Below are 13,022 nucleotides of genomic sequence, written 5' to 3' on the forward strand. Positions count from 1 at the left end.
CTGTATTTTTAGTTCCAGGAGATTCACATGACGACGCCCATCGACGTCACCAGCAACCAGCAGTACATCGATCTCAAGAAGCAGTACGACGATCAGATCGCCCAGGTCGACGGTCCGTACAACTACGTCAAAGACCGGTGCGACCAGATGGACGCCATCTATGACAAGTGGCAGTACATGACCCCCGGTTCCCAGGAGTACCAGGATGCGCAGGACAAGTACGACGAACTCAGCAACGACGTCGCACACTACGACATCTATGGAACGATTCGTCAGCAGGTCTGGAACGGCCAGGACCCGGCAGCGGACCTGAAACAGAAGGAAACGGATGCGCTGAGCGCGCTGGCCACGGCACTGATCAGCCAGGACTCGGTGAACAACGCGAATCAGGCGGCCCAGAACACGCCGCCGTCCGATCCGGCGACGCCACCTGATCCGACGTCCGGTACGACCTCGCCACCCGATCCGACGTCCGGTACGAGCTCGCCACCGGTGCCGCCGATGCCGACGATCATTATTTTCTTCGAGTATCCGCAGACTCACCATCACCACGGGCATGGCACTCACGGCGGCGACGCATCGGCGTCCGGAGACGGCTCCGCCTCTGGCGGCGGCACTGCATCGGGCAGCAGCGGCACGACCGGCAGCGGCTCTGCGTCGGGCACCGGCAACACCACGCGCAGCGGCAATCAGACGGACGGCACCGACACCGACAGCGGTAGCGGTGCTGCCTCCGGCACTGGTGGTGCGCAAGGCGCCCACGGCGGCCATCACGCGCATCGCAAGCATCACGGCAGTCATGGCACCGACGGCACGAATGGGTCGGGCGGCACAAGTGGCACTGGCGGAACGAAAGGTCCCAGTGGCACGACCGGCACCAATGGCGCGTCGGACGCGGGCCAGAAGAAGCTCGACACCGAAGACATCATGACCCGCGCGCTGATCGTGATGGCGCTGCTGGGCAACGCGTGCGACGGCTGTTCGAACGGCTTCATGGATCAACTCACGGACAACTGCGACAAGATCGACCAGCTGAACGGCCTCGCACAGCAGGTTCGCAGCCTGCGTCCGACCGGCACCGATACCACCAAGACGGCCAATGTGGATGCGAACACGATCAATCAGCTGAAGAGTCTCAACGTCACCCTGCCGACCGATCTGAAACAGAACTCGGATGGCAGCTACAGTGTCTCGCAGGCCGATTTCGACACGCTCCAAAACAACGTCCAGAGCCAGTCGAGCAGCCTCACGACGCTGAACCAGAACACGACGATCAGCATGAACAAGGCGATCGACGCGAGTCAGCAGTGCTCGACCTTCCAGGCCAGCGACCTCGAGAAGTGGGCGCAGCTGATGTCGAAGATCCTGAGCTGATGAAGTGCGGCCATGACCCAGGATACGCGAGACATCAACGACCTCCTCCAGGAAGTGGCGGACTTCATGTTCGCCGGCGGCACCGTCGCGGACCTGTACGGCCTGAAGCCGGAGGAGCTGGAGCCGATGTATGCACTCGGCTACAGCCTGTACAACCAGGCCCGCTGGAGCGAGGCACTGAAGATATTCAGCTTCCTCACCTATCACAGCCACCTCGAGCAACGCTTCCACGTCGGCAGAGGCGCGTGCCTGCAGATGCTGAAGCAACACCAGGCAGCGTTGAACGCCTACGGACTCGCGTATCTGCTCGACGCGAGCGATCCGTCGGTGTGTCTTCACATTGCCGAATGTCTGATCGCACTCGGCAAGAAAGAAGACGCACGCGGCGTGCTCGAGGCCGTCGCGGACATGACGCAGGGTGATGCGGCGTCCGCGGAGGTCGGTAAACGCGGAGCCGCGCTGGCGGCGCTCATCGGCCACTAGGAGGTCGCGATGGTCGATGCAACTCACGACACGGGATTTCGTGCGCCCGGCCCTCCTTCCGATCTCGGCGGGCCGTGGCAGCAGCCGAACATTCACACGCCTCCGAGCCACGTAACGCTCGGCGTCCCTCCGTCGCCGGACCCATCGACGTTGCCGCCTCCCGATGAGGGTGGCGGCAAGCCTCCGGGCGGCGGCATCGCTCCTGCCGGTGGACCCGCGTTGGCGCCGCCACAGCGGCAGATGGATCCCTCCGAAATGGCGATGCAGGTTTCGATGCTCATCTCGCGCATCGACGATGCGCAGTCCAACGTCGAGCAGAACGGGCTGCAGGTGAGCGACACGCAAAAGCAGGAGGCCTTCAAGAAATCGAACGACGCGATCGCCAAGGCGGCCAAGAAACTCGCGCAGGCCAAGCATCGCCAGAAAATTCTCGGCCCGCTGGCGACCATCGGCAAGATCCTGGGGAGCATCGCCGCCGTCGCGCTCACCGTGTGCACGGCGGGAGCCGCAGCGCCGCTGGCAGTCGCCATGATCGCCTACACGGTCGTGGACACAGCGCTCACGATCGCGGACTCCATTAGCCAGGCGGCCGGTGGTCCCGCGCTCGATCTCGGCTCACTGCTGCAGAAAGGCTTCACGGAGCTCGCGAAGAAATGCGGTGCCAGCGACCAGGAGGCGGCAACCATCGGTAAATGGACGGCCTTCGGCGTGCAGGCCGCGATTGCTCTCGCAACCATCGCCGTCAGCATCAAAGGCGTCGTGCAGATGGTCAAGGGCACCGCCCAGGCAGGCGGCCTGCTGGCCTCGAAGCTCGGCACCACCGCTTTCAAGGCGACCAAGATTGCCGGCGTCGCGACCCAGTTCGTCGCCGGCGCGACCAACGTGACCGCGGGCGGTCTGGCGATCTCCGTCGGTGTGCTGAGCGCCGACGCTGCGAAAGCGCAGGCCGACAAGACGCACATGGATGCGGTCGCCGCCGCCATCCAGGAGGCGATCCGCAACACGCTGGATCGGCTCCAGCTGATCGCGGCCGACCTGAGCCAGGGAATGCAGTCCGCCGCCAAGGACATCTCGGATATCAGCCAGACGAATATCGAAATCGCCGGCGGCAACGCCGCCATGGTTTGAGAACCAAAGGATCACGCTCATGACCGTTCAGCTCCCCCCCGAAATCCATTTGCTCAGCAGAATGCAGTCCGCCGTCGTTCCCGACCAGGTGCAGGCGCCGGCTCCGGTCGACGGCAGCTCCGGCGTTGCAGCGCCTCCCTACTCCGGCCTTCCGCCCCCGAACAACAGCGATCTGCCGGTGCCGGCCCAACCCCTTCCCGTGCCGATTGCGCCGCCGCCCAGCGGCAGAGCCGACCTAGCGACCCAACAGACCCTGGTAGCTACCCTCAGTGGCATCGCCATCGGCCATCAGGAGAACGGCGGTCCGCAGGGCAACGACATCACCTTCGTTCCGCCGCAGGCTGCACCGCCGGGCACCAACGATCCGTTGCACGACGGCACGCCGGACGGCGGCGATAGCAAGCCGCCAGCCAAAGCGTTCAGCATCGATGACGTGCTGCAACTGCTGGTCAGGGAAGGCGCAGATGGCTTCAAGGAGGAAGCCCAGCAAACCCAGCAGGCCGCCAAGGAGAAGATCGAGTTTCTGGGCAGCGAGGAAGCCGATATGCGCAGCGCCGGCAAGGACCGCGAGTTCGGCGCCATCATGGGCGGCGTCGGCACCATTGCCCAGGGCGCGGCCGGCATGGTGGGGGCCGGGTTGAGTGGGGCGGGCTTCGTCGCTGGAAACAACGCCATCACCAACGCCAACACGCAACTGGCCGCCGGCGCCCCGGAAGGCGCTCCCGCTCCTACGCTGGACGCGCAAGCGAGCGCCCAGATCTACTCTCAAGCCTCCGGCGGATATAACGCCTGGAGCCAGGGGACCAGCTCACTCGGAACGGCGGGTCAGGGCGGCCTGAACGTCGGGCAGGGTACGGAGGAGTCCGCCGCGAGCCGCGCCGATGCAGCCAAGGCCGCCGCCGAAAAAGGCGCCACGGAGGAGGATGCCCTGCACGACAACGCGCAGGCGATGAAACAACAGTATCTCTCCACCGCGCAGGACTTCGTCGACAAGAGAAAGGCCATGGAACAGTCGCACGATGAAACCATGAAAGCGATCATGCGAGCCTGAAGGACACCATCATGAATACCTCGATCGCGACCGCCCGCTTTTCCCAGGCCGAACTGGACGAACTGCATCGCATGGCTCACGGCGCCTACCTGCAGGGCCGTTACGACCAGGCAGTTCGATATTTCTGGTTCATCTCGCTGCATGCGCCCACGGATCTTCGCTATCTGAAAGGACTGGCCGCGGGATTGTTCATGTCCAGGGCATTCTCCGAAGCCTTCGTGGCTTATTCGTATCTGCGCCAGACCGCGCCTGAAGATCCGGAAGTGAGTTGCATGCTCGGCAACACGCTCTTGTTGCTCGGTCAACAGGACGAGGCCAAAGCGCATCTCGAGCAGGCCATCCGCTTGCCGGGTGCCGCAGACGAGATCACCACGCGTGCGCACGCGTTGCTGGAGTTCATCGCGGACTGACGCGATACAAAAACCGTGGACTCGACGCAATGGCATGAGGCGAATGCGGCCGTAGAGCACTTCGGCGCGCAGACCGGGCTGGAGCAATGTTCGCTGGACGAACGTGGCACGGCCCTGCTCGCCTTCGACGATGTGCCGGTGAGCCTGCTGCTGGATGAAACAAACGGTGCCTTGCTGTTGCTGGCGACGATCGGTCGCCCGCCGGCGAGCGCGCAGACGTACGGTTGGCTGCTGGATGCCAACCTGTTCTGGGCCGCGACGCATGGCGCAACCGTGGCCAGGGATGTGGCAGCGGGCACAATCTTCTTGCAGCAGTCGCTGCCGGTCGCGGGTCTGCAGTCAGAACACCTCGAGGCGGCGTTGCAGCGCTTCGTCACCAGCGTCGAAGAACTGCGCCGGCGGCTTGGGCAAACAGATGCCGGCCCCTCGCCCGATGATCGAGGAGAGCTCACCTCCTTCATGCAACACCTCGTTCGGGCCTGACGATGGCGTACGCATGCCGACGGCAATTTCATCTCAGCCGCTGACGCAGGCGACCGCGGGCGCGGCCGGCAGCGACATCGTCCAAGTCAAGGACGGCAAGATCGCCACTGCCCGGCAGAGCTTCTTCGGACGCATGTTGCGATTCATTCCCTCGGGCGCCCGTGCAACGCGCGAGCGTCAAGCGCAATCCGATCTCATCGCACATGCTCTGCTGGTCGACCTGAAACAGCGCTTCGATGGCAATACAGCCGGCGGCGAGGACATCGCCGAGACGGCGATGCGCATGGTCGGGCTGAGCGCGTCAGGACAACTACAAGATGGACGCGGCGCTTCCATTACCGTGCGCCAGATCCGCGACGCGCACGCCTACGCCAAGATGCTTTCCGATCAGGCGAAGCACTCTGCAGCCCTGTCGGCTGCCACACTTGCAGCGACCAGCTATTCGCCAGTCGCACCGGGCTTCGACAAGTTCGCCCGCGAGCAAGCGGGAATCGACCCCGAGCGGCTCACGCAGGCGCAACGCGGGCACTATCAGTACATGCTGCAGAGGCATGTCGCCATCGAGCCAGGCAAATATGTAGCAAATGGCGAGGCTCTGCAGAAGTTGGCGACCCACGCACTCAGATACGTATCGAACATGAGCGATGCGCAGATCGAGACCGCGCAAAACGACACGCTCGCGCAACGCGATGCCGCTGCAGCGGTGCTGGCTGATTTAACCTCCGGCGCTGGCATGTCGTCGTTGGTCGCGAATCTGGATCGGCTGCATGACGCATCTCACGTGGGAATCGTCGATGCCATGTTGGGAGACACGGAATACGGGGCTTTCATGACGCTCGACAGCCTGGCCCTGGAGCGTGCCGCAGCCGCATTGACTCCGCAGCAGGCGCGCGAAGCGTATTTCAAGGCGATGGCGAACGACGGCCCCGGCCGCGCTGCGCTCGCGGCTCTCGATGAGAAAGCAGATGAGCTCGGCCAGCAATCGCGGCAAGCCACCGATGTCGACAGCGAGATGCAACTCGAGCTCGGTGCGAGGCGTGCGCGAGAATTGCATTCAACCGCGCAACTGGTATTGCAGGCGCTCGGCAAACGCGGCGGAGTCGAGAACGTCGAGCAACAAGTTCGCGATGCGAGCGGCAAGGGCGCCGAGCGCACGAAGGCCGCGTCCAGCGCCCGCGCCGTGGTAGGCAGCCGGGTGGATGCAGCGGCTGCGAAAGAGTTGAAAGAGCTGCAGTTGCGGGCAACGGCGCTGAATCGGTCACGCGTCAGCGAGGGTGAGGGAATACTCATTCCGGCCGATGACGAGCAGTTGCGAGAGACCCTGCAGAAAGAGGATCGCATTCCCGCAAGACAGGGGCAGCAGCCGCTGCGCTCCGTCACGAAATCGGGCGACGCAGCCACGGAATTTTTCGGGAATGGCTTCTACCAGGATGTGAACCGCATGCACGTCATCCTGCAGACCGAAGCAACGCAGGCACGAATCGGCACGGTCGCGCCATCCGATCGCACCCCCACCGAAGAAGAGAAGCATGCAGCCAAGCTCGAAGGCCTCGAGCGCTTGGTCGAATTCGTAGGTGATGAAGCCCTCGCGGCGCGCGTAACGCGCTTGGTGTCGCAGAAGCTATTCGTACCCATGAGCTTGGCGCTAGAGGATCCGAACTGCCCGGTACAGCTCCCGGACGGCACTCACGGCCAAGTGCTGCCGGTCGAGGCCAACGACCAGCGTACCTGCACCCTCTCGAAGACCAGCGATGGTGAGATCAGTGTGCACGTGGAGCAGAACTACGCTGCGCGGGCCGTCGCAACGCCGGACGGCGTGCGCGAACTGGATGCGGAACATTCACACTTGCGAATGAGCTACGACTTCAGCATCACGCGCGACGATGTACGAGCGACCAGCCCCGTAACTTATGACTTCCGTTTCGCCGAGGCGCGATGAGCTGGCAGTAAGTCGTCCTCGGTCTCCACCGTGAGTGTCGCGGTGCCTGACTGGGCCGTCGGTGGCGCGGCACTCATTCGTTGGTCTTCAACAAGCCTGCGTGCTCGACCAGCAAGGGAAATTGCGCTTCGAACGACTCGAGATCCTCGATGGGCCACCGGTCATGGCGGATCAAGTAACCACGCACGTCATCGAACAGCTTCTGTGATTTGCCCGCGAGCGCATTGGCATCGGATAGTCCGACCTCCCGACGTACGAATTCCGTGCAGACGCCGAGCAATCCCACCGGCGCCTCCGGCGACTTCTGGCTGGACTTGTCGCGAATCGCCGGTGGCTGCGCGTCGTGCGCAGCCGGCGCCACAGGCGTACCTCGTAGAGCGAGCTGCTGCGCGCGAGTGAGCTCGGGCTGATCATGGTCGACCCCGGCATTACGACGCATCTGCGCGGGACGTGCATTGGCTCCGACACGAGACGGGCCGTCAGGAATCTGCGCCTTGATACGCTCCAATCGAGCACCCGCAGCCTGTTGGCTGATACCGCGCAGCGCGCTACCTAACACATGTTCCACTCTTCGCTTGGTGAGCGGCTTACCCGTGAGCTTCCGGCGAGCCCACCCCGTGTAGTACCCATTCAGCTCGATGCCCTGGTCTTGCTCGACGCTCTTTTCTTCTCGCTCCACTGCCGAGACCAACTCATTCATTCCTTCGGAGTCCAGGGGCTTCGAGTCGACCTCCAGGCGCGCCGCGCGCAACGTGGCCGAGCGACCGAGCAACGGCAGATTCGACAGTGCGGCCTTGATGCGCATCCACATCGTAGGAACGGCAGATGACGAACTGGGGACGACGATCTTCACACCCTGCGCATCGTGGACCGCACGCAGGCCGGCTTCTTCCAAACCCGTCGCCGTGGCGAACGAGCTCACCACGGCGTCGAGCTTGCGGCCCCTGATGTCGATGACATTCGGTGTTGCGCTCGAACAGGCCTTGCTCTGGGGAATGGATGTGTAGCCTATGGAAGGCGCATCACCGATGGGAGGCATTGAATCTCCTGCTAGTCCGCCACTGGGTAACGCTGCATGCCCAGAAGTCCAGCTTTTTTCAGCTCACTTCGGAGCTACGCCACGCCGCCAGCACGAGAATGGCTGGCTTCGCGTTCGCCTCGAACTCTCGAGCACCGAGAACCGGCCAACGGCCGCGCTTGTCGAGGAACGCTCGCACCCGATCGTGCAACCGCTCGGCCTCATTCACCACGAACTCGAAATCGGCGCAGTCTTCGGCACTCTCGTTGATGATGTCAACGCAATAATCGAGCACCGCGCGGTCCCAGCGCTGGCGCATTCGGACCCGGCCGCACTTGGTGCGAACCAACGCGCCGATTTGAAAGCCGGCGGAAACGAATGCCAGCCTACGAGCTTCGCCGAGGCTCGCAGCCGCCCGCAACAGTCTCTCGGCGTCGCGCCTCGTCAGAGGATCCCTGAGAGATCGCGACGCAAGCTCTGCGATACGCCCGCCGAACCGCGTATAGGTTTGCAGCAGACTCGCACGAATCGCATCGGTCGCCGGGCTGCTTGCGAGCGTGTCACGCGGATGACTGGTCTCGATCGGCATATCAGGGGCTCCTCGTCGGTCGCAAAGGTGGTGGTTTTCGCTGAATCGTTACCCCGGCGAATCAGTAACACCGGGCGTTGGGGAGGTTCCGTGGCTTCACGATGGAGCAACCGCCAGGGACGGAACCAGCGCAGCGCTGGCGTTACTGAATCCCTCGACATCACGTAGACGACCTCCCGGAGAATTCGATGGATCATCGCTACCTGGCCAATCAGTTGCTCGCCGCGTTCGGCAAGACCTTGACGGTGAGCGGGCTGGCGTTGGGCGAGGACGATACTTGCGTGCTGCTGTTCGATGACGATCTGGCCCTTACCATCGAGTTCGACGAGTCCGAGCAGCGGCTGGTGTTCTCGATCTTTCTCGACAAGCTGGCCGAGGACGCCGGCTACGCCGGGCCCCTGCTGCGCGAGCTGCTGGCGGCCAATCTCTATTGGCTGGGCACCGGGGGTGCCAGCGTCGGCCTGCAGAGCAGCACCGGCGCCTTGATGCTGTTCCAGGCGAGCCCGGTCGCCGCGTTCGATGACTCGAGCTTCGAGCACCTGCTCGACCAATTGCTCAAGACCGCCGAGCGGCTCCGCAAGCGCGCCGCTGCCCATCGGGCTGGCCTCGCCTCCGGCGCCGATGACGCGACGCCGCCCGCCGCGCTGGCTTCCGAGATCCCGCCGATCTACGGCTGAGTCGAATTAACAAAACCGCCTCCGCTACCGACGTAGTAGTCAAAGGAGGCCAAGACGGTGGTACAGCGCCAGATCGATGAATTGCTCGCCATCCGCGCCTCGGAATGGTTCGAGCTGCTACCTACCGCTTCCCCGGCGCAATTGCACGAACTGCAAGCGTGGCTGAGCGAGTCCAAGGTGCACGTGCAGGAGTTCCTCGAGATCGCGGCAGTGGACCTGGCGCTCGGCGGACTCGACCGGCAGCGTCAGCACGATATAGAAACATTGCTCGGGCGAATCTTGCCGAAAGTCGTGCCGATACGGCCGCGGCCCGCCGCAGCGGCGGCAGCCCAAGCCCCGGCGTGGCGCCGCAGCTGGAAGATCGGCGCGATGGCGGCCTCCTGGGTGGCGCTCGCCTTGGTCTCGACAATGACCGGATGGAAGCCCGCCCCTCCCGAGCAGGAATACACCACGGCCATCGGCGAGCATCGAGCCGTGCAGCTCGCCGATCGATCCCTCGTGACCATGAACGCGGATTCTCACATCGACGTGAACTTCGGGAAATCGGCCCGGGAGATCGCGCTGGTAAGAGGTGAAGCCACGTTCCAGGTTGCGCACGATGCAGCGCGTCCGTTCCGCGTTCACACGCGCGCCGGCATCGTTCAGGCGATGGGGACGAAGTTCAACGTGCGCAATCTGATGAACGGCGTCACGCGAGTGTCGCTGCTGGAGGGCCAGGTTCACCTCGAATCCCGCTCGCATCAAATGACCCTCTCGGCCGGCGAGGAGGTGGACATTCTTCTCGACGGATCGTTCGCGCCGCGTGCCGATGCCACTGTCGCCAATGCCATTGCCTGGCAAGCGCGACGACTGGTTTTCGAAGCTGCACCACTGACCGAGGTGGTGCAAGAGTTCAACCGTCAGAACCGCACTTTGCGCTTGCGCGTCGATGGCGTGGACGGTGTCTCACATCGCTACGACGGCATCTTCGACGCGAACGCTCCGGACGCGCTCGTACAGGTACTCGCGCTCGAGCCGGACCTGAAAGTCGAGCATGTCGGCAACGAGCTCATCATCCGTCCGAAACACCGCCCATCGCAGCCCGTCGAACGCGGCGTCAGCGCAACATCCGCGCAAGGAGCACTCGAGTGAACGCAATGCCGTGCAGTCTGCAACCGGAAAATCCGGGGCCGCAGGCCCGCTCTGGAGAACGGCCGTACGCAGTGCTGCGACCAGTTCCGGGCGGCGGTGCCAAGACGTCGAATCGAGACAACGATTGCTCGCCGTTCGCTTTCGAGCTGCTCGCGAGGCCCGCTATCGAACGGCGACTCGATTCCGTGCTGGCGCACGCCGTCACCGTGCTCGAAGCACCCGCTGGTTACGGCAAGACCGCCACGCTCTGGCAGTGGTACCAGGCGGCCAGACATCGCAGCATCCTCGCTGCGCAGGTCTCGCTGAATGAGCTGGCGCGCGATCCCGAGCGTTTCGTGGCACAGATGAACGCCGCTCTGCGTCCGGCCGGCATTCGCATCGAGGATTCGTCGTGGCAGGGGGTGACGCGGCGCAGCCTGATCTTGATCGATGACTATCCCATGGGCGCCGCGGAACTGGATGAGGCGTTCGGCACCTTGATGCGCAGCTTGCCGTCCGAGCTGCACGTCGTCGTGGCCAGCCGGGCACCGATTCGCTGGCCGCTCTTCAAACTGCTTCTCGAAGGCCATGTGCAGTGCCTGACCAGCGAGGATTTGCGTTTCAGCGCCGCAGAGGTCGGGCAGTACCTGCAACCCCATGGATTCAGTGTCGAAGATCTGCAAACGCTGGAGGATAGTGTGCAAGGCTGGCAAGCGGCGCTCCATGTACTGCGCCTCGGCTGCGAACGCCGTGCGACGGCGGGGTTCAGCATGCTGGCGCCGCCGGAGCTGGCGATCCGCTATGTGATGGAACAAGTGCTGGACACCGTGCCGAAGCCGGTCATCGAGATGCTGATCGTGATGGCAGCAGTAGAGCGTTCCAACGCGCTACTGCTCGACCACATTCGCGACGCCGAGAACTCGGATCGGCTGCTGAAGAACGCGCTGGAATGCGGCGTACCGCTGCTGCTCAAGCAGGGCTGGTATTCGCTGCATCCCTTCATGCAAGCGTGCCTAGCGCGCGAAGTGGCGCGGCTCGGGGAGGCGCAGCGGCGAAAACTGCATCTGCGCGCGCACCAGTGGTTTCTCGAAGCAGGCGACATCGAAGCCGCCGTGCATCACGCCCGGATGGCGGGCGATCCTCGCAAGATTTTCGAAACGATCGAATCGATCGATGGCATCGAGCTGGCCCTGCGCGACGGTGCAACGGCGCTCGAGCGCGTGTTCCAGCAATTGCCGCAGCAACTGCTCTGCGAATTTCCGCGCGCCGCGATTGCACGCTCGTTCCTGTTGGCAAAGAACGGGCGTCTGCACGAAGCACGTCGCATTTTGGAAACGCTCCAGTCCGCCGCCAATGCGTCTCCGGGCTTATCGCCGCAGGTACTGCAGCGCCTGAGTGTGGCTCACTATTTCCTGGCCTTCGCGGAAGATCGGACCGAGGCCGGTCATGACGAAGCCGATCTGCAGCAGAAACTTCTGCAGACCAGCGCAGGCTACGATCCCTGCACCCAGTTGATACTGAACCTCGCGCTGTGCAATGCGCGTCTGCGCCGCGGTGACCTGGTCGGCGCGACCAACAGCGCGCTGGAAGCAGATTTCTGGTGCAAGGAAGCCAATACGCCCTATGCCGCGAACTTCGCGATTCACCGCCTGGGCGCTTCCTATATCTATCGCAACAAGTTGCACCTCGCCCGCGAATGCTTCGAGCGCACGATGCCGATCGTCGCCGCCCTGCAGTCCAAGGAGCCGCAGCTGCAACTGCTGGCGGATACCTTGGGGATCGCGGTCTACTTCGACCAGAACGATCTGCCGACCAGTTACCAGATGCTGGATCGGCTGCTGCCGCGTATCGATCAGCTCGAATGTTCCGTGCACACGTACATGTCGGCGAACATCATGGCGAGTCGCATGGAATACATGCGCAAGGGACTCGGTGCGGCGCTGGAGATACTGGCCCACGCTGCACGATTCGGAGAGCGCCGGCAGCTGCCCGGTCTCTGTCATGCAATAGATGTCCAGCGAGCCGAGTTACTGGCGCGCGCCGGCCAAGGTGAGCAGGCACTGGCCCAACTGGCCCAGCTTGGCGTGCAGATGAAGGACGGACAGTTCCTGTATCCGACCTCGCACACCTGGCTGGAACTCACTTATGACGGCTTGGCGCTGACTCGCGCGCTGCTGGCAGCGGGGGATGCGCACGGCGCGCTTTCGATCTGCACCACCGTCAACGAACAGTGCGCGCGCATCGGCGCGTTCCGTTTCTTGCTTCGAGGCCGGCTGCTGGAAGCGCTGGCATACGATGCACTTGGCGAATCGGAGCAGGCTGTGGAAGCGCTCCGCTCGGCGCTCGACATTGCTGTTCCGGAACATACGTTGCGCCCGTTCCTCGATGAAGGCGAGCCGATGCAGAAACTGCTGAAGCAACTGATACGTGTCACTGGCGTCAATCAAGTGCCGGGCGACACCGTGGACTTCATCGCAGCCGTGCTCGGCACTTCAAGCAGCGCGACAACATCGTCAGCATTGCCTGGCAACTCGATTCTGAGTCCCCGCGAGCACGACGTACTCGCGCAGTTGGCCGACGGTCATTCGAACAAGCTCATCGCACGCAAGCTCGATCTCACGGAGAACACTGTGAAGTTTCATCTGCGCGGCTTATATGAAAAGCTCGGCGTGAGCTGCCGCGTTCTCGCCGTCTCCGTGGCTCGCGGCAAAGGCATCCTCGCGACCTGACGTCCAGTATCGAAATCGCGTCGCCACCGCG

General features: G+C 63.5%; 12 protein-coding genes. 10 read left to right on the forward strand and 2 right to left on the reverse strand.

Annotation, left to right across the window (positions count from 1 at the left end; all coding sequences use genetic code 11):
• Positions 1–27 precede the first annotated feature (27 nt).
• Genes EKO19_RS33240 through EKO19_RS33270 form a run of 7 tightly spaced genes read left to right on the forward strand, consistent with a single transcriptional unit; the run spans position 28 to position 6,868 of the window.
• Positions 28–1,374, forward strand: a complete 1,347-nt coding sequence (locus EKO19_RS33240) for a hypothetical protein (RefSeq protein ID WP_129781737.1) — start codon at positions 28–30, stop codon at positions 1,372–1,374.
• A gap of 12 nt (positions 1,375–1,386) precedes the next feature.
• Positions 1,387–1,857 (forward strand): SycD/LcrH family type III secretion system chaperone, encoded by a 471-nt coding sequence (locus EKO19_RS33245; protein WP_129781738.1) that lies wholly within the window; start codon positions 1,387–1,389, stop codon positions 1,855–1,857.
• 9 nt (positions 1,858–1,866) lie between these two features.
• Positions 1,867–2,985, forward strand: coding sequence for a YopB/SseC family type III secretion system translocon subunit (locus EKO19_RS33250; protein WP_129781739.1), 1,119 nt, complete (start codon positions 1,867–1,869; stop codon positions 2,983–2,985).
• A gap of 19 nt (positions 2,986–3,004) precedes the next feature.
• A complete protein-coding gene (locus EKO19_RS33255) occupies positions 3,005–4,036 on the forward strand; it encodes a hypothetical protein (RefSeq protein WP_129781740.1) in 1,032 nt (343 codons plus the stop codon).
• Positions 4,037–4,047: 11 nt separating this feature from the next.
• A complete protein-coding gene (locus EKO19_RS33260; RefSeq protein WP_129781741.1) occupies positions 4,048–4,446 on the forward strand; it encodes a tetratricopeptide repeat protein in 399 nt (132 codons plus the stop codon).
• 15 nt (positions 4,447–4,461) lie between these two features.
• Entirely contained in the window at positions 4,462–4,929 is a 468-nt protein-coding gene (locus EKO19_RS33265) for a type III secretion system chaperone (RefSeq protein WP_129781742.1), read from the forward strand.
• Positions 4,930–4,942: 13 nt separating this feature from the next.
• Positions 4,943–6,868, forward strand: a complete 1,926-nt coding sequence (locus EKO19_RS33270; protein WP_129781743.1) for a hypothetical protein — start codon at positions 4,943–4,945, stop codon at positions 6,866–6,868.
• Between the two features lie 73 nt (positions 6,869–6,941).
• On the opposite strand, the gene EKO19_RS33275 is transcribed toward EKO19_RS33270, so the two are convergent.
• Positions 6,942–7,907 (reverse strand): hypothetical protein, encoded by a 966-nt coding sequence (locus EKO19_RS33275; RefSeq protein ID WP_129781744.1) that lies wholly within the window; start codon positions 7,905–7,907, stop codon positions 6,942–6,944.
• Positions 7,908–7,965: 58 nt separating this feature from the next.
• Complete coding sequence (locus EKO19_RS33280; RefSeq protein ID WP_129781745.1) at positions 7,966–8,475, reverse strand: hypothetical protein; 510 nt, start codon at positions 8,473–8,475, stop codon at positions 7,966–7,968.
• Positions 8,476–8,663: 188 nt separating this feature from the next.
• On the opposite strand from EKO19_RS33280, the gene EKO19_RS33285 reads away from it, so the two are divergent.
• The 3 genes from EKO19_RS33285 (at position 8,664) to EKO19_RS33295 (ending at position 12,991) form a co-directional block, all read left to right on the forward strand.
• Positions 8,664–9,152 (forward strand): type III secretion system chaperone, encoded by a 489-nt coding sequence (locus EKO19_RS33285; protein WP_129781746.1) that lies wholly within the window; start codon positions 8,664–8,666, stop codon positions 9,150–9,152.
• 57 nt (positions 9,153–9,209) lie between these two features.
• Entirely contained in the window at positions 9,210–10,283 is a 1,074-nt protein-coding gene (locus EKO19_RS33290; protein ID WP_129781747.1) for a FecR family protein, read from the forward strand.
• 71 nt (positions 10,284–10,354) lie between these two features.
• Complete coding sequence (locus EKO19_RS33295) at positions 10,355–12,991, forward strand: LuxR C-terminal-related transcriptional regulator (RefSeq protein ID WP_175597278.1); 2,637 nt, start codon at positions 10,355–10,357, stop codon at positions 12,989–12,991.
• Positions 12,992–13,022: the final 31 nt, after the last annotated feature.

The organism is Peristeroidobacter soli (assembly GCF_004138485.1).
Lineage (GTDB): Bacteria > Pseudomonadota > Gammaproteobacteria > Steroidobacterales > Steroidobacteraceae > Steroidobacter > Steroidobacter soli.

Excerpts from the sequence above, each read along its gene's own strand:
- EKO19_RS33240 (WP_129781737.1), top strand. The coding sequence starts at position 28 with ATGACGACGCCCATCGACGTCACCAGCAACCAGCAGTACATCGATCTC.
- EKO19_RS33255 (WP_129781740.1), top strand. The coding sequence starts at position 3,005 with ATGACCGTTCAGCTCCCCCCCGAAATCCATTTGCTCAGCAGAATGCAG.
- EKO19_RS33275 (WP_129781744.1), bottom strand. The coding sequence starts at position 7,907 with ATGCCTCCCATCGGTGATGCGCCTTCCATAGGCTACACATCCATTCCC.
- EKO19_RS33245 (WP_129781738.1), top strand. The coding sequence starts at position 1,387 with ATGACCCAGGATACGCGAGACATCAACGACCTCCTCCAGGAAGTGGCG.
- EKO19_RS33280 (WP_129781745.1), bottom strand. The coding sequence starts at position 8,475 with ATGCCGATCGAGACCAGTCATCCGCGTGACACGCTCGCAAGCAGCCCG.
- EKO19_RS33270 (WP_129781743.1), top strand. The coding sequence starts at position 4,943 with ATGCCGACGGCAATTTCATCTCAGCCGCTGACGCAGGCGACCGCGGGC.
- EKO19_RS33250 (WP_129781739.1), top strand. The coding sequence starts at position 1,867 with ATGGTCGATGCAACTCACGACACGGGATTTCGTGCGCCCGGCCCTCCT.
- EKO19_RS33285 (WP_129781746.1), top strand. The coding sequence starts at position 8,664 with ATGGATCATCGCTACCTGGCCAATCAGTTGCTCGCCGCGTTCGGCAAG.
- EKO19_RS33260 (WP_129781741.1), top strand. The coding sequence starts at position 4,048 with ATGAATACCTCGATCGCGACCGCCCGCTTTTCCCAGGCCGAACTGGAC.